The following is a 16,642-nucleotide window of genomic DNA, read 5'->3' on the forward strand; positions in this document are numbered from 1 at the left end:
TCGGGCCGCTTGTAAAAATCACTGTTGCGCTTCCATGGCAAGGGCGGAAACGCCGACGATTTCGATGCCGCGTGCCTTGGCGCCTTCTGCCCATTTGGCAATGGCATTGACGCTTTCATCAAACGCCGAGGCAACACCGATTGCAGAGCCATTGCGCCGGGCAATCCGCTCCAGCTCGTCCAGCCGTTTCAGGATCGCCTGTTCCTGTATCTGGTCGTCCAATTGCAGATCGGCGACGGAAAACGGCATGTTCATCGCCTTGGCGAATGTCGATGTCAGGGATCTTGCCGAGGAGCCGTCATCGAGAAACAGCAGGCCCCGCGCCGCAATATCGCGCATGACAGGGTCCATCGCCCCACTATCGGACAGAAAGCGCCCGCCCATGTAATTCATCAGCCCGGTATAATTGGTCATGCTGGCCATGGCTTTGTGCAGGTCGCGCAGAGTGTCGGTGGCAGCGCGCCCAACCTGCAATGTGCCTCGGCCCGGATCGTTTGCCGGGTAACCAACCGGCTCCATCGGAACCTGCAACAGGATTTCATGGCCGCCGCGCCGCGCTTCCTGCATCCAGCGCGACAGGCTGTTGCCGCTGGCGGCAAAACCCAGCGTCACTTGTTCCGGCAGGTGCTTGATGGCTCTTTGCGTGCCGGTCTGGCTAAGGCCGAGGCCGCTGACGACGATGGCCACCCGTGTGCCATGCGCGCCTGACCAGGGCCGTGCATATTGCTCGACGGGTCGCAGCCCGTCGTGGCCGGTCACCGGGATTTGCCCTTCTGGACTGTTTTCCAGAAGGTCCGGATTGGGCATTGCTGCCACGCGGGCGTCCTGGCCCACATGCGGAGTGGCGACCAGGGCCGGGCCGGAGCCGTCCCGGCTGGCGGGTGAATATTTGGTGACAACCGAACCGTCCGGCAGGGTCGAGCGCTCCACCGTGGCGCCAGAGGTCGGGGCGCGGGCTTCCATGCTGCGGGACGGGCCGGGGGCTTTCGCGGCTGGCTCCTCGGCAGGAACGGCAGCCGCAACTGGCTGCGTCGTGGTGAGCGGTTGCGGATTGCGCAGCGGAAGCGGCGTGAGTGTCGTGTAAACGGACAGGCCGAGAAGAGCGACCGAGCTCACCGCGGTCAGTGCCTTGAAGGGAGAGATTTTCGGACCGCCCGTGCGGCGCTTCTTGCGGTTCTGGCCCAAAGCTGCGTGCAGATCAGCGCTCAATGTCTTGTCCTTCGACGCATTGGATTGGACTGTCCTCTCCATGCCGCGAATCACTTCGCCATTTCGATGACCATGCCTTTCCATTTCATACGGTTCAAGCTTTGCCTGCGTGCAATGGGAAGGGCGCCGTAAACGAAAAATGCCGACCCTGAGGCCGGCATTTCGAGGACAGTCAAAACGATCCTTATTTCTTCTTGGCGCTTTCCAGCACGGCCTTGCTTGGGTCCGGCGGGAAGGACGGGTCTGTCTTGGCACCGCGCAGCAGGTCGAGTGCGTAGTTGAGCTGCACGTCATCCTTCGGATCCGGCGGCACATAGGCAACCGAACCGGAGCCTTCTTCCGTCTCGCTCTGGCCCTGGATATGGCCCGGCAGCGAGGATTCGCCCTCGGTACGCAGCTTGCCCTGGAGATCGGCGGGCAGCGGCTCTTCCACCTTGATATCAGGATGGATGCCAGTCCCCTGGATCGACTTGCCGGATGGCGTGTAATAGAGCGCCGTCGTCAAGCGCAGCGCGCCCTTGTCGCCCATCGGGATAATCGTCTGAACGGAGCCCTTGCCGAAGCTGCGGGTGCCGACCACGGTTGCCCGCTTCAGATCCTGAAGCGCGCCAGCGACAATTTCAGATGCCGAGGCCGAACCACCATTGACCAGCACGATCAGCGGCTTGCCATCAGTCAGATCGCCAGCGGTGGCATTGAAACGGCGGGTATCTTCCGGATCCCGCGAGCGGGTGGAGACGATCTCGCCCTTCTGCAGGAAGGCGTCGGAGACGTAAATCGCCTGATCGAGCAGACCGCCCGGATTGAGGCGCAGGTCGAGAACGAAGCCCTTCAGCTTATCGGCCGGGACTTCCTTCTTGATCTTGTTGATCGCGGCTTCCAGGTCGTCATAGGTCTTTTCGGTGAAGGAAATCACCCTGACATAGCCGACATCGCCTTCGACACGCGATTTGACGGCGCGGATCGGGATGATTTCGCGCATGACGCTGAGTTCGATCGGCTTGTCAGCACCCTTGCGCAGGATGGTCAGCTTGATCGGGGTATTGACCGCGCCGCGCATCTTTTCAACGGCGTCATTGAGCTGCATGCCGCGCACAGGCGTGCCATTGATCTCGGAGATCATGTCGCCGGCCAGAATGCCGGCCTTGGCGCCGGGCGTGTCGTCGATGGGAGCGATGACCTTGACCAGGTCGTTTTCCATCGTCACTTCGATGCCGATGCCGCCAAATTCACCCTTGGTCTGGGTCTGCATGTCCGCCGCTTCCTGGGCGTTCATGTAGCTGGAATGGGGATCGAGAGAGCTCAACATGCCATTGATGGCGGCTTCGACCAGCTTTTTCTCGTCGGGAGGCGTGACATACTGAGCGCGGACACGCTCAAACACGTCTCCAAAAATCGCCAGTTCCTTATAAGTGGAATTGCCTGCCGCCTCGGCAGGAACGCCAGCCGAATAAACAACGCTCATCGCCGTCGCGCCCATCAGCGCGCCAACCAGCATTATAGAAGCCCTACGTATCATTGCGAACCTTTCCGGCGTCCTTCGCCCACCATGGTCGGGAATCAACCGAGTTACCGTCTTTTCTGAATTCTATGTAAAGGGTTGGGCGATCTGTTTCCAGCGCGAAAGCAGCTGCGCTGACGACTCTCTTTTCACCCATAGCACCAATCGGCTCGCCGGACAGCACGAATTGTCCGGAATGCACGTTGACACGGTCCATGCCGGACAAAACTATGTGATATCCGTTGCCTGTGTTGAGGATGGCCATTTTCCCGTAACTGCGGAACTGTCCCGCATACACCACCGTACCGTCGGCGGGCGCAATCACCACGGCTGCCGGCGCAGTGGCAAGAACAATCCCCTTGGCCTCGTGACCGGTGCCGTCGGGATCGCCGAATTGCCGCAATACATCGCCCACAGCCGGAAGTTCCAGCTTCGCTTTCAGCTCTTCAAAGGAAAATGCGGGGGCAATACGGTTTTTATCGGGCGGCGTGGTCTGGGCCTGAAGGCGCGCCTGATCCCGTTGTGCATCGGTCATCTGGCGGCGCTTTTCCTCTTCCAGCTTTGCCTGGTCGGTGGCTTGGCGCACAGAGGCGATTTCGTTTTCCAGGCTGCCGATCAGACCCTGGAGCGATGAGGATTTCTGCGCAAGCTCCTGCGAGCGCGCCAGTTCTTCTTGCAGTTGGGCGTTGTTCTGCTGGCTCAGGCGGGCGTTTTCAGCCAGAAGCATGTCCATGCGGGCTTCTTCTTCCTGGCGGCTTTTCAGGCTGGCGACCATGTTTTCGCGCTCATCGATGCTGGCCTTGCGCAGGTTGGTCAGCTCCTGCAAATCATCGGCAAGCTTTTCGGTTTCCTTGCGCATCCCAGGCACGACAGCACCAAGCAGAATGGCGGTACGCACCGCCCCCAAGGCATCTTCCGGCGTCACCAGCAGGGCTGGCGGCGGATTGCGGCCCATGCGCTCCAGGGCGCCTAGCACCTCGGCCAGCACGGCGCGCCGCGCCCGGAAGGATTTATGGATGACATCTTGGCGGACACCGTAGTCGGCAAGCTTCTTTTCGCCATCGGCGATTTTTTGTTCCAGATCCTTGCGGCGTGCGGCTGAATCGATCAGCGCCTGGCGCAGACTGCTGCTGCTCTTGTCCAGGGCATCAATGCTCTTGCGCAGCTCCTCGGATTTTTCCGAGGAAAGCTGCATGGATTGGGACAGATCCTGCAATTGACGGGAGACGTCCTCACGCTTGGCCCGCAAAGCACCGGCTGGATCGTCGGGGCTCGTCTGGCTTGAAGCGTCGGGACCCGCAGCCGGGGCGATGTTGCCGGGGCTTGTTGGGTTGCTGGGGCTGTTGGGCGTGATGGAGGGTTGCGTCGAGGCTGGACTATCGGGGGCTGGCACTTGCTGGGCCTTGGCGGAGGACAGGGCCATGGCACACAGGATTGCGATTGTCCCGCACGACAGTGTTCGAGAGGCCAGACGCCTGCGTGCGAAAGAGTGGGGTGTCATCGCGGTTTTGATCGTGCCTCTGTCTCTTTTGTCTGTCTCTTTGCGGTCTATCCGGGCTTTATTATCCGAAGGGAAATCCCTTGCCGCTATTTCCCAATAGACGGCGCGAAATCCAGACGATCACGCCAAGTTAACCGATTTGCACCGAAGCGAAAAGTGTAGTCTTCTCAATAAGGATGTGGCCCACACGTGCTATCCACGTGCAGGCCTCAGCTTGAACAATCACTGGTGATTGCGGCAATTATACAGCATTGGTATGCGTCATGCCGTTAACGGCAGACCCGTACCCGCTTGACGATTTTTTCGCCATGGTGCCAGCGGACCACTTTGCGAACCTTGCAATGCGGCGGTGGCGGCGGTGGGCGATGCATATGGCGCGGCGGCGGGCCACGACGCTCGTCCGGTGGAGGCATCATGCCCGATTGCGCGTAAGCCGGAATGATACTGCCGGCCATCGCCGCAACAGCAAAAACCGAAGCAAGAAAAATTTTCTTCATGGAGTTCCTCTGAACATTTCCTGAGTTCCGCTGGCATGAACGTCGCACAGGGCAAAAGGTTTCATGGTAAAACAAGCTTTCACCGAGACGTGATTACGAGCGGAAAACGGCCATTGGAGGGCAGGGGCATTCAATGCCAGCCGTGCCTGTCGTCTGCCTGGTTCAATCCGAACTTGAGAGACCTTAGAAATCGATGGCGCGACCGTTGATTTCCCAGTCGCCGAATCGGGCCGGATCCGCGCCGCCGCGTCCACCGACTTCCGGCGCCGGTTTTTGGGACTGCTCGGCCTTACGACGCTCCTCGGCTTCTGCCAGCGCACGGACTGCGGCAGGCGACAGCGTTTTTGGTGCGGCTTCGGTGCCGGGATCTTGTCGGTCGTTCTGGTGCTCGTCCATTCGGCATCCATCCTGTAGCAATTGAAAATGATCGATGGTCTTTACATATGTAGGACATCGCAGCGAGCTGGAAAACCCTCTCCGCTGCCGGACCCTTTTGGAGGACCCGATGAATATCATGCGCACGGCCATGCTTCTGGCTTTCATGACCGCCCTGTTCATGGGCGTCGGTTTCCTGATCGGCGGCAAGGGCGGGATGATGATCGCGCTGGTCATCGCTGGCGCGATGAACCTGTTTTCCTACTGGAATTCCGACCGGATGGTGCTGTCGGCCTATCACGCTCAGGAGGTCGATCCGCGCAACGCGCCGGAATTTTATGAGATCGTTCGTGGTCTCACCCAAAATGCCGGTCTGCCGATGCCCAAGGTCTATATTTTCGACAATCCGCAGCCCAATGCCTTTGCTACGGGTCGCAATCCGCAAAATGCCGCGGTGGCCGCCTCGACCGGCCTGTTGCAGGCGTTGACGCCGGAAGAAGTGGCGGGCGTCATGGCCCATGAGCTTGCCCATGTCGAACACCGCGACACCTTGACCATGACGATCACTGCAACGCTGGCCGGGGCGATTTCGATGCTGGGCAATTTTGCCTTCTTCTTCGGTGGCCGTCGTGACGAAAACGGCAATGGCGGTGGCATTATCGGTCCGCTCGTGGCGATGATTGTCGCGCCCTTTGCGGCTATGCTGGTGCAGATGGCCATCAGCCGAACCCGCGAATATGCTGCCGACCGGCGCGGTGCGGAAATCTGCGGCAATCCGCTATGGCTGGCCTCGGCACTGGCCAAGATCGCCGGGGCGCATCAGCCCAATTATCAGGCCGAGCGCAATCCAGCCACTGCCCACATGTTTATCATCAATCCCCTGTCCGGTCAGAAGATGGACAGCCTGTTTTCCACCCATCCCGATACCGGCAACCGGATCGCGGCGCTGCAAGCCTTGGCGCAGGAGATGGGCGCGCGTCAGGAAAATGTCTATCGCCCGCAGCAAAACAGGGCGGCAGCTTCAGGCCCTTGGGGCAGCAGTGTAGAAAGATCGACGGATGATCCCTGGGGTGTTAAGGGAGGCGCAAGCACGAGCTCCGTTCCCAAAATCGGGCGACGCGGCAAGGATAATGACGCCCCGAAGGGACCATGGAATTGAACGAAAGACGCGGCAAACCTCCAACCGATAAATCATCCTCCGGCCATCGCGAGCCTGGCAAACAGGATGGCCAATCCAGGCACAAGTCCGATAGACCGCGCCGACCGGCGCATGACGACAAGCCGGGGCTGGAAGCGCGCATGGCCGCGAGCCGTCTTCTGGCTGCGGTGATCGACCGCAAGACCTCGCTGGATGGCATGATGGACGGCGACCATGGCAATCCGGCCTATGCCGCCCTGTCGGAGGCCGATCGTGGCCTGGTGCGCGCCATTCTCAACACCTCCCTGCGCTTTCTGCCCCGCATAGAGGCTATGCTGGCCCGGTTGTTGGATGCGCCTTTGCCTGACGGTGCGCGTGCGCTCTATCATTCGCTGATCGTTGCCGCCGCGCAAATGGTCTATCTTGATGTCCCCGATCATTCCGCTGTCGATCTTGCCGTCGAGCAGGCCAATCGCGATCCGCGCAGCCGTCGGTTCGCCAAGCTGGTCAACGCCGTTTTGCGCAGGCTGGGCCGCGAAAAACAGGCACTTTTGGCGGATGTCGAAGATGTCATCTGCATGCCTGACTGGTTCTTCGAACGGCTGATCTCAGTCTATGGGGAGGAGGAAGCGCGGCGGATCGCGCAGGCCCAATTGACCCCGGCTGCCATCGACCTGACCGTCAAGGCCGATCCTGCCATTTGGGCCGAAAAGCTCAACGGTGTGGTGTTGCCGACCGGCAGCATCCGGCTGGCAAGCTTTGCCGGTGCCGTGTCTGCCCTTCCTGGTTTCGAAGAGGGGGCCTGGTGGGTTCAGGATGCGGCGGCTGCCCTTCCAGTGCGGATGTTCGGGTCCATTGAAGGCAAGCGGGCCGTGGATCTCTGTGCCGCCCCCGGCGGCAAGACGGCGCAATTGGCAGCTGCGGGCGCGGTGGTGACGGCGGTGGAGCAATCGGCCAATCGGCTGAAGCGTTTGGATGGTAATTTGCAACGGCTGGGGTTTTCAGCGCAACTGGTTCATCAGGATCTGATGGAGTTCAATCTGGGCGAGGATCATCCGGGCTTTGACGCCGTGCTGCTGGATGCCCCCTGTTCTTCGACCGGCACGACGCGCCGGCACCCCGATGTGTTTTACACCAAGGGTCCGCAGGATATCGTCAAGCTGGCGGGTGTGCAGGAACGGTTGCTGCGCCACGCCGTGACACTGCTTGCGCCGGGCGGCTCTATCGTGTTTTCCAATTGCTCGCTCGATCCGCAGGAGGGCGAGGATGTCGTGGCCCGGGTTCTTGCCGATCATCCGGAGCTGGAGCGGGTGGCGATGCAGGCCGCCGACTGGCCGGGGCTGGAAGACGCGATCACTCCGCTTGGCGAATTTCGTACCACACCTGCTATGTTACCGGTGCCTGCTATGTTACCGGGCGGCGATAGCCATGCGGGCGGGCTGGATGGCTTTTATGCCTGCCGTTTACGTCGGGTTTAAATAAATCTTTACACAATTGGCGGCTGATAAACCGACATCCTTCGATTTCGGTTTATCAGCCTCATACTTTTATCGCGCAAGGCCAAAGCGGATTGCGCGCAATGGAATGTCGAATGCCACAGAGACAGGGCCAGAGTTTGCCGGTGCTCTACGTCCGCGAAGGCTGGCGGCGATGGAAGCGGCGCGGCTGGTTGCCCGTACGTGCTGCTTTTTTGCGGCTGCGCCGTCGGCAGGTCCGCCTGCTGGTGGCGCCGACCGATCTGCGGGTCGTGGATTCCCATGTGGCGACAGAGATTTTCGAAGGGCGCTTTCCGCTTGCGGGACGCTTGCTGGAATGCGGGCGCGCCTCGCCTTTCACCATGGAACTGCCCTCGCAGGTATTTGCCGCCAAGCTCCATTCCTTTTCCTGGCTTCGGCATATCCGCGCCAACAAGACACCGGAAGCATCGGCCCATGCCCGCGCCATTGTCGACAGCTGGATCAAGCTGAACGGCAAGCGGGTTGGAATCGGCTGGGAGGCTGGCATACTCGGCCAGAGGATCATTGCCTGGCTATCCCATTCGCCGGTCGTGCTCCAGGATTGCGAAAGCGGGTTTTACCGCCGCTTCCTGAAAAGCCTCAGCCGTCAGGTTGCCCATGCCGGATTGATCGCCGACCTTGCCCCTGACGGAGTGGATCGGCTGAAACTGCGCATTGCTCTGGCCATGGCCTCGATTGCTATGTCGGCCTCGGCGCGCCAGATCCGCAAGGCGGCCCATTTCCTCGACCTGGAACTGGAGCGCCAGGTATTGGCCGATGGCGGGCATATCTCCCGCAATCCGCAGGCAGCGCTCGACATCCTGTTCGATTTGCTGCCGCTGCGGCAGACCTATGTCAATCTCGGTCATGACGTGCCGATCAAGCTGATTTCCACCATTGACCGGATGTTTCCCGCCATAAGGTTCTTTCGCCACAGCAATGGCGATCTGGCGCTGTTCAATGGCGCCACGGCAACGCTTGCCAATGATCTGATGTCGGTGCTGCGCTATGACGAAAGCGGCGGCCAGCCATTCCGGGCCTTGCCGCACAGCCATTATCAACGGCTGGCGGCAGGCGGTGCCGTCGTTCTCGTCGATACCGGCGTGCCTGCAAAGGGCGATATCAGCCGCACCGCCCATGCGGGTTGCCTGTCTTTCGAACTGTCCTGCGGGCGCCATCGGCTGGTGGTCAATTCCGGCACGCCGCGGTTTGCCGGCGAGCGATATCGGCAGATGGCGCGGGCAACGGCGGCCCATTCGACTTTGGTGATCGGCGATCAATCCTCTTGCCGCATTTCGACCTCCCGGTTTCTGGGACCGATCATGGTCGGAGGGGTCTCTTCGGTCGAGGTGATGCGCCGCGCCGGTGACGATGGCAGCGATCATCTGACCGCCCGTCATGATGGCTATCTCAGGGGCTTTAACATTTTTCACGAGCGGGATCTGCGCCTAAATGCGGCAGGCACCAAGCTGGTGGGGCATGACCGGCTGCTATCGGACAAAGAGCAGCCGCTGGCCGATATGCCGAAGGGCGGGGTCATCATCCGGTTTCACATTCACCCCTCGGTGCGTCTCACCCAGGAGGATGACCATAACATCCGACTGGTGGCCAACGGTGGTAGCGAGACCTGGGTGTTTTCCTCTCCGACCGGCTATCCCGTGATTGCCGAGGACGTGTTTTTCGCGGGCCTTTCCGGCATTCAGGTTTCCGAGCAGATCGAGCTTGTCCTGGAAACACCGGAAATCTGGTGGTTTTTTTCAAAGCAGGGATAAGGCTGTTTCCTCCAAGAACGTGCTGTGCTAGGCGGGCAGGCATCATGCTTGCCGCCGGTCTGCGGGCTGTCTCGGCTATTTTTGTTCACGCAATTCCACATCTGGGATGCTTTTGAAGTCCATCCAGGAATTGCTCTTTCGGAGTGAAGGCCATGGCTGTTGTCTCGAAGAAAATCCCTGTTCCGGACAGAGTGCAGATTCGCACCGCCCTGCTGTCGGTGTTCGACAAGAGCGGCATTGTCGATCTTGCCCGGGCCTTGAATGATATGGGTGTGCGGCTGCTATCAACCGGCGGCACCTACAAGGCGCTGATCGAGGCAGGCCTTCCCGCCACCGACGTGTCCGAAGTGACCGGCTTTCCGGAAATCATGGATGGCCGGGTCAAGACCCTGCATCCTGCCGTGCATGGCGGTCTGCTTGCCATCCGCGACGATGAAGACCATGTGAAGGCCATGCAGGCGCACAAGATCGAGGCCATCGATCTCGCGGTCATCAATCTTTATCCGTTCGAGGCAGTTCTGGCGGCGGGTGGCGATTATCCGACCACGGTTGAAAATATCGATATCGGTGGCCCGGCGATGATCCGCGCCTCTGCCAAGAACCACGCCTATGTCACCGTGGTGACCGACCCCGCCGACTATGCCCAGCTTCTGGAAGCACTGAAAGCCGACGATTGTCACACGCCTTATGCGCTGCGCCAGCAATTTGCCGCTCGTGCCTATGCCCGCACTGCTGCTTATGACGCAACGATTTCCAACTGGTTTGCCGAGGCGCTTGCCATCGAGACGCCACGCAATCGGGTGATCGGCGGCAGCCTGCGCGAAGAAATGCGCTATGGCGAAAACCCGCACCAGAAAGCCGGTTTCTACGTTACCGGCGATCAGCGTCCGGGCGTTTCAACCGCCACGCTTTTGCAGGGCAAGCAGCTTTCCTATAACAATATCAACGATACGGATGCCGCCTTCGAACTGGTTTCGGAATTTCTGCCTGAAAACGGCCCGGCCTGCGCCATCATCAAACATGCCAATCCATGCGGTGTCGCAGTCGGCAAGACGCTGGCCGATGCCTATCGCCGGGCACTGGCTTGCGACAGCGTTTCAGCTTTCGGCGGCATTATCGCGCTGAACCAGACCCTGGACGCTGAAACCGCCGAAGAAATCGTCAAGCTGTTTACCGAAGTGATCATCGCCCCTGACGTCACGGAAGAGGCAAAGGCCATCATTGCCCGCAAGGCCAATCTGCGGCTGTTGACCACCGGCGGCCTGGCCGATCCACGCGCACCAGGCCTGACGGCCAAGACAGTATCGGGTGGCCTGCTGGTGCAAAGCCGCGACAATCTGGTGGTGGAAGATCTGGACCTGAAGGTGGTCACCAAGCGCGCGCCGACCGCAGCCGAACTGGAAGACATGAAGCTGGCCTTCAAGATCGCCAAGCATGTGAAATCCAATGCGGTGATTTATGCCAAGGACGGCCAGGCTGTCGGCATTGGCGCGGGCCAGATGAGCCGGGTGGATTCTGCCCGGATCGCCGCGATGAAAGCCGAAGACGCGGCCAAGGCCATGGGACTGGCCGAGCCACTGACCCGTGGCTCTGCCGTCGCCTCCGAAGCGTTCTATCCCTTTGCCGATGGATTGCTGGCGGCCATTGCCGCCGGTGCGACGGCGGTGATCCAGCCGGGCGGTTCCATGCGCGATGCAGAGGTTATTGCTGCCGCCGACGAGCACGGCGTCGCCATGGTCTTTACCGGCGTGCGCCATTTCCGGCATTGATTGGCTGTTGTTGATCAAAAAAGGGCGCGGAGTTTTTCACTCCGCGCCCTTTTTTATGAAGGCCTTGTTTTATGATGGCTTGGCGAATTCAGCGGATTGGGCCGGACCGTGCATAGGTCATATCAGGCACCGCCGCGTCTTCTTCCCAATCGAGTTCGACGGGTCTTCCCAGAACGGTCAGGATACCCTTGGGCGAGGTAAGCCGCGGTGGCGGATCGATGAAGGCGTCGGGCATATTGACCGTTCCCTCGATAACCCGCTGCACCATGGCACCAATAGCTGCCTGACGGCCTGCCTTGTTGAAGAAATCGCCTTTGATCTGAATGGTCGCGGCCATGGCCTTGACGAGGTCGCGCATCAACTCGGGATCGACCGGCTCCGGCCGCTTCCAGAAATCATCCAGCCGGCCCTGATGTGTCAGCCCTGGCACGTCAAACACCGCGCAGCCTAGCACGATGGTCGGCTTTTTGGCGCGCAGGCTGTGAAGGCCAACCGTAGAATTGACGATGACAACACCCGCCGTCTTTTGCAGAATATCATGCAGGTCGCCTTCCTCGATAAAGACGACGCGGTCCTCAATCTTGAACTCGCGGGCGATATGGCGAAGCACCTTGTGCCAACGCTCCAAACCATTGTCGAGCGGATGCTGCTTGAACAGCAGCTTGCTACCGGCTGGCGCATTTTTGACGAAAGAGGCGATCACCTGCCGCATCATGTCGCGCAGATGCCGATAGGGTGAATTGGCACGGATCTGGTAATCGCTCTGCAATTGCAGGGCGACGAGATAGAAAGGCGGCTGGCCGTCCTCCAGAAATCCTTCCGGCAGGCGGGCAGGCTTGACGCCCGCTTTCAGCAGCCACGGCAGATAATCCACCAGGGCAGAATAATATTTGTCGGCATTATAGAGCGGATAGAAGGGCCTGCCGAAGAAGTTCAGCAGGTTATAAATCACTTCGTTGAAGGCTTCCTGTCCGAATGTATGCGGATATTTCACCGCGATATCCGGTTCCCCTACCTTTGCAGCGATGGCGCGAATAGCCTTCGGATCGTTGGGAAAATGCGAGAAGCGGCCCATGCCGTCGCGCTCGAAGGTCAGCCAGTCCGGCCGCAGATAGCCCCATTCGACCGCATGACAGCGCACCCCGATTTCAGCGCCGATTTCAGCCGCTTTGGCGTGATAGGGCAGGCGGTCCGCATAATAGACGATATCGGTAATGCCCTTTTCGGCAATCAGCCGCCGCAGATAGGCTGGCCATTTGGAAAAGGAACCGCGATAATTTTTCGCGCCACGTTTGCGCCAGAACAGAAAATCGCCCAGCGTAAAGTTCACATGATGGGTTTTTACGCCCGCTTGTTCAAAAGCTCTTGCAAATTCCGTCCAGAGAATGGAGGGAGGCCCCTGAAGGAACAATACGGCCTTTGTCGGCTCAGATGATGTCATTGCGGACGGGACCCCTCGTCTCAATTTTCCACGCAAGGTTTTCAATTCAACGGCTCTTATAGGCCATGTTATAATTTTGTCGTATGACTTAAACACCACAGAAGGCAGGGATTCGTTAGAGAATCGTTTATATCGAGTGACAAAGCGACGCACATTTCTGTTTCTCCAAGGCCCGGCCTCGCCGTTTCTCCCAGCGCTCGCAAGAGCATTGGAAACGCGCGACGTAGCCGTGCGTAAAGTCAATTTTTGTTCAGGTGATGTCATTTTCTGGAGAAAATGGCCTTTTGATTTTTTTCGTGGCCGGGATGATGCCTGGCCCGGCTTTCTTGAACGCCTCATTCTGCGCCACGGCATTACCGATGTGCTGATGCTGGGCGATGGCCGTCCCAAACATGCCGCCGCCGTTGCGCTATGCACGCGGCTTGGCCTGCGCGCCCATATTTTCGAACATGGCTATCTGCGGCCCGACTGGTTGACGGTGGAGCCGTTTGGCATGTCCAGCCAGTCCAGGTTTCCGGTTGATCCGCAGGCAATTGTGGCGCTGGCGCAGGGCGTCGAGGCCCCTCAGCCGCGCAGTCCCTATCCCTCCAGCTTTCTTACCTATGCGCTTTATGACCTGATCTATCATGTCCCGAATGTCGCGCTCGGCTGGCTGCTGCATCCGCGTTACAAGGCGCATGGTCCTGTCCATCCCGTCGTGGAATATAGTGGCTGGATCGTCAAGGGACTGACTGCGCGCAGGCGAAAGGCACAAGCATTGCGCCTGCAACAACGCTATCTGGCGACGGACAGAGAGTTCGACTTCTATCTTTTTCCGCTGCAATTGCCGGGGGACTATCAGATCCGCCGCCACGCGCCGATGGGCGACCTGTTTCGCATTCTGCAAGCCGTAATCCATTCTTTTGCCCGCCATGCTCCATCCGGCAGCAGATTGCTGTTCAAGACCCATCCGATCGACAATGGACTGCGCGACTGGTCATCAGAAATCGCCCGCATGGCGGAGCGCTGCGGCATTGCCCATCAGGTCGACGTGATCGACGGCGGTGACCTGACGGCCTTGATAAGGGCCAGCCGCGGCCTAGTGACGGTAAACTCCACGGTCGGCCTGACGGCGCTGCAACAGGCCGTCCCGGTCATGGCACTTGCGCCAGCAATCTACGACGTACCCGGCCTCACTCACCAGCAAAGCCTCGCCAGCTTCTGGCAGGCACCCGAATTGCCTGACGCCACCCTGCTCAATCACCTGATCCACGCCATGACCGCCACCATCCAAATCCCCGGCGGCTTCATTGGCAAGCAGGCGATTACCGACGGTGCCACGGCAATGGCCGACAGACTGCTGACCAAAACAAAACCACTTGCCCACGAGTCTTCACCCGAACGCAGCCGTTTTCGGTATGAGAGTGAGCTTTTGGAATTGGAGGCAGGGGCGCTAGGGTAATATGGCGGAGAGGGTGGGATTCGAACCCACGATACGGTTGCCCGTATGCCGCATTTCGAGTGCGGTGCTTTCGACCACTCAGCCACCTCTCCGCGGGTCTGGTCGGCGCTTGTGTAGCGCGGGCTGTCTCATAGCGGCGATTGAGGGGGCTGGCAAGAGCGAAAAAGGCATAATTCCCTGCTATGTGCTGGATCGTCTTGATGGAGCGCAGCGCAGGTCTGCCGCCTGCCTGTTGCAGGAAAGACAAAGGGCGAGGGTGATGTGATGCGCGCGTGGTTTATCGTCTGGAATTCTCTTTGTGTTTAGGGGCTTTCGCCTTGACAGATTGGAGGTTCTCACGTATGCGACGTGCGACTTTAGATATGGGTGATCCCTGTGTGTGGGTTCTCAAGTCTATAATCGCTTCTCGCTTTGCCGAGAGGTTTCCACCGGCAGATCTCAAGATCTGCTCTCCGACTGACAAAAAGACGGTCGTCCGGCACCTGCCGGTCAGAACCGGTAACGAACATGGAAGGATAAAATATGTTCGCAGTCATCAAGACCGGCGGTAAGCAGTACCGCGTAGCCGCCAACGACGTGCTGACCATCGAAAAGCTGGAAGCCGAAGCTGGTGCTATCGTTGAATTCACCGAAATTCTCGTTGTTGGCGTTGGTGCCGATGCGACGATCGGTGCGCCTTTTGTTGCTGGTGCAACCGTGAAGGCTGAAGTTGTCGAGCATAACCGTGGCAAGAAGGTCATCGCGTTCAAGAAGCGCCGTCGCCAGAATTCCAAGCGGTCGCGCGGCCATCGCCAGCACCACACAGTCGTTCGCATCACCGACATCGTCGCTGCGTAATCGGTCAACGGGAAACCAGGTTTTAAAGGAGAACTCCAATGGCACATAAAAAAGCTGGCGGTTCGTCGCGCAACGGTCGCGATTCCGAGTCCAAGCGCCTTGGCGTGAAGAAGTTCGGCGGCGAAGTCGTCATTCCAGGCAATATTATCGTTCGTCAGCGCGGCACGCAGTGGCATCCGGGCGCAAACGTCGGCATGGGCAAGGACCATACGATCTTTGCACTCACCACCGGCAATGTCACCTACCGTACGAAGTCCAACGGTCGCGTCTTCGTGTCCGTGATGCCGAAAACGGCGGAAGCCGCAGAATAAAGCCGGTCGTTTACCAACAGCCGGCGTCTCATCGACCCGGCTGAGCGTACAGGTTCAGTCAGACAAAAGGGAAGATGAGGCGCCACCTCTCTTCCCTTTTTTCTTACCTCCAAAGGAGACTGAGCCATGGAACGCTTATTACTGAGGGATGACCAATTCCGGTCACCCGACGATCGGCTGAGGCCGGATCGGTTAAGGCAAAGTTGCCCCGTCCTCTTATCGCAGCGGCTGGTTATGCGCGCTCCGCATGTAGAAGACATCGACGCCCTTACCCATCTCGCCAATAACGCCGCCGTTGCGACCATGGTGTCGCGTATGCCACATCCTTACACGGCAGCCGATGCCGCCGATTTTGTGCGACGTTCCAATCTCGGCGAGATCGGTAAATGCGTGTATGCGATCACAAAAGGTGAAAATGGCGAATTTCTCGGGTGTTGCGCGCTTGAGCCGCATACCGACCTGGAGACACTGGAAATCGGCTATTGGCTGGGTGAGCCCTATTGGAACAACGGCTACGCCACCGAAGCCGCCCATGCCCTGATCGACATGGCGTTCCGGACCCGCGATATCGCCTTCATCGATGCCCGTTGCCGGGTCACCAATGTGGCGGCCCGGCGGGTCATCCAGAAGTGCGGCTTCCAGTTCCAGGGCTCCGGCATGGTTGGCCATCTGGCTGCCCGTGGCATGGTGCCGGTGGAATGGTACCGGCTGGATCGCAAGACCTGGATGTCGCTGAAGAGCTGGGGGGAGATGCGGTGATGGCTGCTCTTGAAAAGCCCCGGCTGCAAACGCGGTTCCCTTCGCTCGGGCCTTGCCCGGTGATTGACACGCAACGATTGGTGCTTCGTCCCCATCGGCTTTCCGATGCGGACGCCATTGCCGCCTCGCTGAACGACTGGCAGGTCACCCGTATGTTGAGCCGGGTACCGATGCCTTATGATCGGCAAGATGCCTGCGACTGGCTGAACCGCACCAGTGCCGGTGTCATGCCGGATTGGCATCTGGCCATCACCTCGGGCGACGATGTTCATATCGGCATGGTTGGCCTGGATCTGCGCCATGGGCTTTGGCATCTCGGCTACTGGCTCAACCGCTTCTATTGGGGGCGGGGGCTGATGAGCGAGGCGGCTCAGGCCGCGGTCGAACGGTTCTTCCGGCGGATGCCGGAGGCGGTTCTGCATTCCGGCGCTTTTGCCGATAATGCCGCATCCTTGAAAATCCAGGAGAAGCTGGGCTTCACCCTGACCCGTTGCGCCGATCTCTATAGCCTGTCGCGCAATGCAATGGCACCGCATATTGAAACCCGTCTGACGCAGGACGGGTTTCAGAGAGCGAAAGCGTTTTAAAGACGGTT

The 16,642-nt window shown here is 59.5% G+C and carries 15 protein-coding genes and 1 tRNA gene; 9 read left to right on the forward strand and 7 right to left on the reverse strand.

The features are described 5' to 3' along the window. Positions 1 to 18: 18 nt before the first annotated feature. The 5 genes from ASB66_RS18085 to ASB66_RS18105 form a co-directional block, all read right to left on the reverse strand. A complete protein-coding gene (locus ASB66_RS18085) occupies positions 19 to 1,209 on the reverse strand; it encodes a divergent polysaccharide deacetylase family protein (RefSeq protein WP_114386865.1) in 1,191 nt (396 codons plus the stop codon). Between the two features lie 184 nt (positions 1,210 to 1,393). Then, on the reverse strand, positions 1,394 to 2,728 hold the full coding sequence (locus tag ASB66_RS18090) for a S41 family peptidase (protein WP_060718767.1): 1,335 nt from the start codon (positions 2,726 to 2,728) through the stop codon (positions 1,394 to 1,396). Next, positions 2,718 to 4,211, reverse strand: a complete 1,494-nt coding sequence (locus ASB66_RS18095) for a murein hydrolase activator EnvC family protein (protein ID WP_060718766.1) — start codon at positions 4,209 to 4,211, stop codon at positions 2,718 to 2,720. The genes ASB66_RS18090 and ASB66_RS18095 overlap by 11 nt, the downstream gene beginning before the upstream one ends. Before the next feature lie 269 nt (positions 4,212 to 4,480). Then, on the reverse strand, positions 4,481 to 4,708 hold the full coding sequence (locus tag ASB66_RS18100; protein ID WP_060718765.1) for a hypothetical protein: 228 nt from the start codon (positions 4,706 to 4,708) through the stop codon (positions 4,481 to 4,483). Positions 4,709 to 4,891: 183 nt separating this feature from the next. Next, positions 4,892 to 5,104, reverse strand: a complete 213-nt coding sequence (locus tag ASB66_RS18105) for a DUF1674 domain-containing protein (RefSeq protein WP_060718764.1) — start codon at positions 5,102 to 5,104, stop codon at positions 4,892 to 4,894. 109 nt (positions 5,105 to 5,213) lie between these two features. Between ASB66_RS18105 and htpX the strand changes: the two genes are divergently transcribed. The 4 genes from htpX (at position 5,214) to purH (ending at position 11,258) form a co-directional block, all read left to right on the forward strand. Beyond that, positions 5,214 to 6,242 (forward strand): zinc metalloprotease HtpX, encoded by a 1,029-nt coding sequence (gene htpX / locus ASB66_RS18110; protein ID WP_060718908.1) that lies wholly within the window; start codon positions 5,214 to 5,216, stop codon positions 6,240 to 6,242. After that, positions 6,233 to 7,699 (forward strand): RsmB/NOP family class I SAM-dependent RNA methyltransferase, encoded by a 1,467-nt coding sequence (locus ASB66_RS18115; protein WP_060718763.1) that lies wholly within the window; start codon positions 6,233 to 6,235, stop codon positions 7,697 to 7,699. Before htpX ends, ASB66_RS18115 begins: the two co-directional genes overlap by 10 nt. 113 nt (positions 7,700 to 7,812) lie before the next feature. After that, on the forward strand, positions 7,813 to 9,489 hold the full coding sequence (locus ASB66_RS18120) for a heparinase II/III family protein (protein WP_060718762.1): 1,677 nt from the start codon (positions 7,813 to 7,815) through the stop codon (positions 9,487 to 9,489). A 152-nt stretch (positions 9,490 to 9,641) separates the two neighbouring features. Beyond that, positions 9,642 to 11,258 (forward strand): bifunctional phosphoribosylaminoimidazolecarboxamide formyltransferase/IMP cyclohydrolase, encoded by a 1,617-nt coding sequence (gene purH / locus ASB66_RS18125; protein WP_060718761.1) that lies wholly within the window; start codon positions 9,642 to 9,644, stop codon positions 11,256 to 11,258. A gap of 88 nt (positions 11,259 to 11,346) precedes the next feature. On the opposite strand, the gene ASB66_RS18130 is transcribed toward purH, so the two are convergent. Next, a complete protein-coding gene (locus ASB66_RS18130; RefSeq protein WP_060718760.1) occupies positions 11,347 to 12,699 on the reverse strand; it encodes a capsule biosynthesis protein in 1,353 nt (450 codons plus the stop codon). A gap of 229 nt (positions 12,700 to 12,928) precedes the next feature. Between ASB66_RS18130 and ASB66_RS18135 the strand changes: the two genes are divergently transcribed. Next, positions 12,929 to 14,140: a capsular biosynthesis protein gene (locus ASB66_RS18135; RefSeq protein ID WP_234613210.1), complete on the forward strand. Its 1,212-nt coding sequence runs from the start codon at positions 12,929 to 12,931 to the stop codon at positions 14,138 to 14,140. Between the two features lie 2 nt (positions 14,141 to 14,142). Here the strand turns inward: ASB66_RS18135 and ASB66_RS18140 are convergent. Beyond that, a tRNA-Ser gene (locus tag ASB66_RS18140) sits at positions 14,143 to 14,232 on the reverse strand. A 430-nt stretch (positions 14,233 to 14,662) separates the two neighbouring features. Here ASB66_RS18140 and rplU point away from each other — a divergent pair. The 4 genes from rplU to ASB66_RS18160 all read left to right on the forward strand — a co-directional run bounded on the left by rplU (position 14,663) and on the right by ASB66_RS18160 (position 16,634). Then, complete coding sequence (gene rplU, locus ASB66_RS18145) at positions 14,663 to 14,977, forward strand: 50S ribosomal protein L21 (protein ID WP_015917518.1); 315 nt, start codon at positions 14,663 to 14,665, stop codon at positions 14,975 to 14,977. 38 nt (positions 14,978 to 15,015) lie between these two features. After that, positions 15,016 to 15,288 (forward strand): 50S ribosomal protein L27, encoded by a 273-nt coding sequence (gene rpmA, locus ASB66_RS18150; protein ID WP_015917517.1) that lies wholly within the window; start codon positions 15,016 to 15,018, stop codon positions 15,286 to 15,288. Positions 15,289 to 15,414: 126 nt separating this feature from the next. Then, positions 15,415 to 16,047: a GNAT family N-acetyltransferase gene (locus ASB66_RS18155; protein WP_060718758.1), complete on the forward strand. Its 633-nt coding sequence runs from the start codon at positions 15,415 to 15,417 to the stop codon at positions 16,045 to 16,047. Next, positions 16,047 to 16,634: a GNAT family N-acetyltransferase gene (locus ASB66_RS18160; RefSeq protein ID WP_060718757.1), complete on the forward strand. Its 588-nt coding sequence runs from the start codon at positions 16,047 to 16,049 to the stop codon at positions 16,632 to 16,634. The genes ASB66_RS18155 and ASB66_RS18160 overlap by 1 nt, the downstream gene beginning before the upstream one ends. The last annotated feature ends 8 nt before the right edge of the window (positions 16,635 to 16,642 follow it).

This window comes from Gillisella vitis (assembly GCF_001541345.2).
In the GTDB taxonomy this organism is placed as follows: domain Bacteria; phylum Pseudomonadota; class Alphaproteobacteria; order Rhizobiales; family Rhizobiaceae; genus Allorhizobium; species Allorhizobium vitis.

Coding starts and splice junctions, on each gene's coding strand:
- ASB66_RS18090 (WP_060718767.1), bottom strand. CDS start 2,728: ATGATACGTAGGGCTTCTATAATGCTGGTTGGCGCGCTGATGGGCGCG.
- ASB66_RS18095 (WP_060718766.1), bottom strand. CDS start 4,211: ATGACACCCCACTCTTTCGCACGCAGGCGTCTGGCCTCTCGAACACTG.
- ASB66_RS18100 (WP_060718765.1), bottom strand. CDS start 4,708: ATGAAGAAAATTTTTCTTGCTTCGGTTTTTGCTGTTGCGGCGATGGCC.
- ASB66_RS18105 (WP_060718764.1), bottom strand. CDS start 5,104: ATGGACGAGCACCAGAACGACCGACAAGATCCCGGCACCGAAGCCGCA.
- htpX (WP_060718908.1), top strand. CDS start 5,214: ATGAATATCATGCGCACGGCCATGCTTCTGGCTTTCATGACCGCCCTG.
- ASB66_RS18115 (WP_060718763.1), top strand. CDS start 6,233: ATGGAATTGAACGAAAGACGCGGCAAACCTCCAACCGATAAATCATCC.
- ASB66_RS18120 (WP_060718762.1), top strand. CDS start 7,813: ATGCCACAGAGACAGGGCCAGAGTTTGCCGGTGCTCTACGTCCGCGAA.
- purH (WP_060718761.1), top strand. CDS start 9,642: ATGGCTGTTGTCTCGAAGAAAATCCCTGTTCCGGACAGAGTGCAGATT.
- ASB66_RS18130 (WP_060718760.1), bottom strand. CDS start 12,699: ATGACATCATCTGAGCCGACAAAGGCCGTATTGTTCCTTCAGGGGCCT.
- rplU (WP_015917518.1), top strand. CDS start 14,663: ATGTTCGCAGTCATCAAGACCGGCGGTAAGCAGTACCGCGTAGCCGCC.
- rpmA (WP_015917517.1), top strand. CDS start 15,016: ATGGCACATAAAAAAGCTGGCGGTTCGTCGCGCAACGGTCGCGATTCC.
- ASB66_RS18155 (WP_060718758.1), top strand. CDS start 15,415: ATGGAACGCTTATTACTGAGGGATGACCAATTCCGGTCACCCGACGAT.
- ASB66_RS18160 (WP_060718757.1), top strand. CDS start 16,047: ATGGCTGCTCTTGAAAAGCCCCGGCTGCAAACGCGGTTCCCTTCGCTC.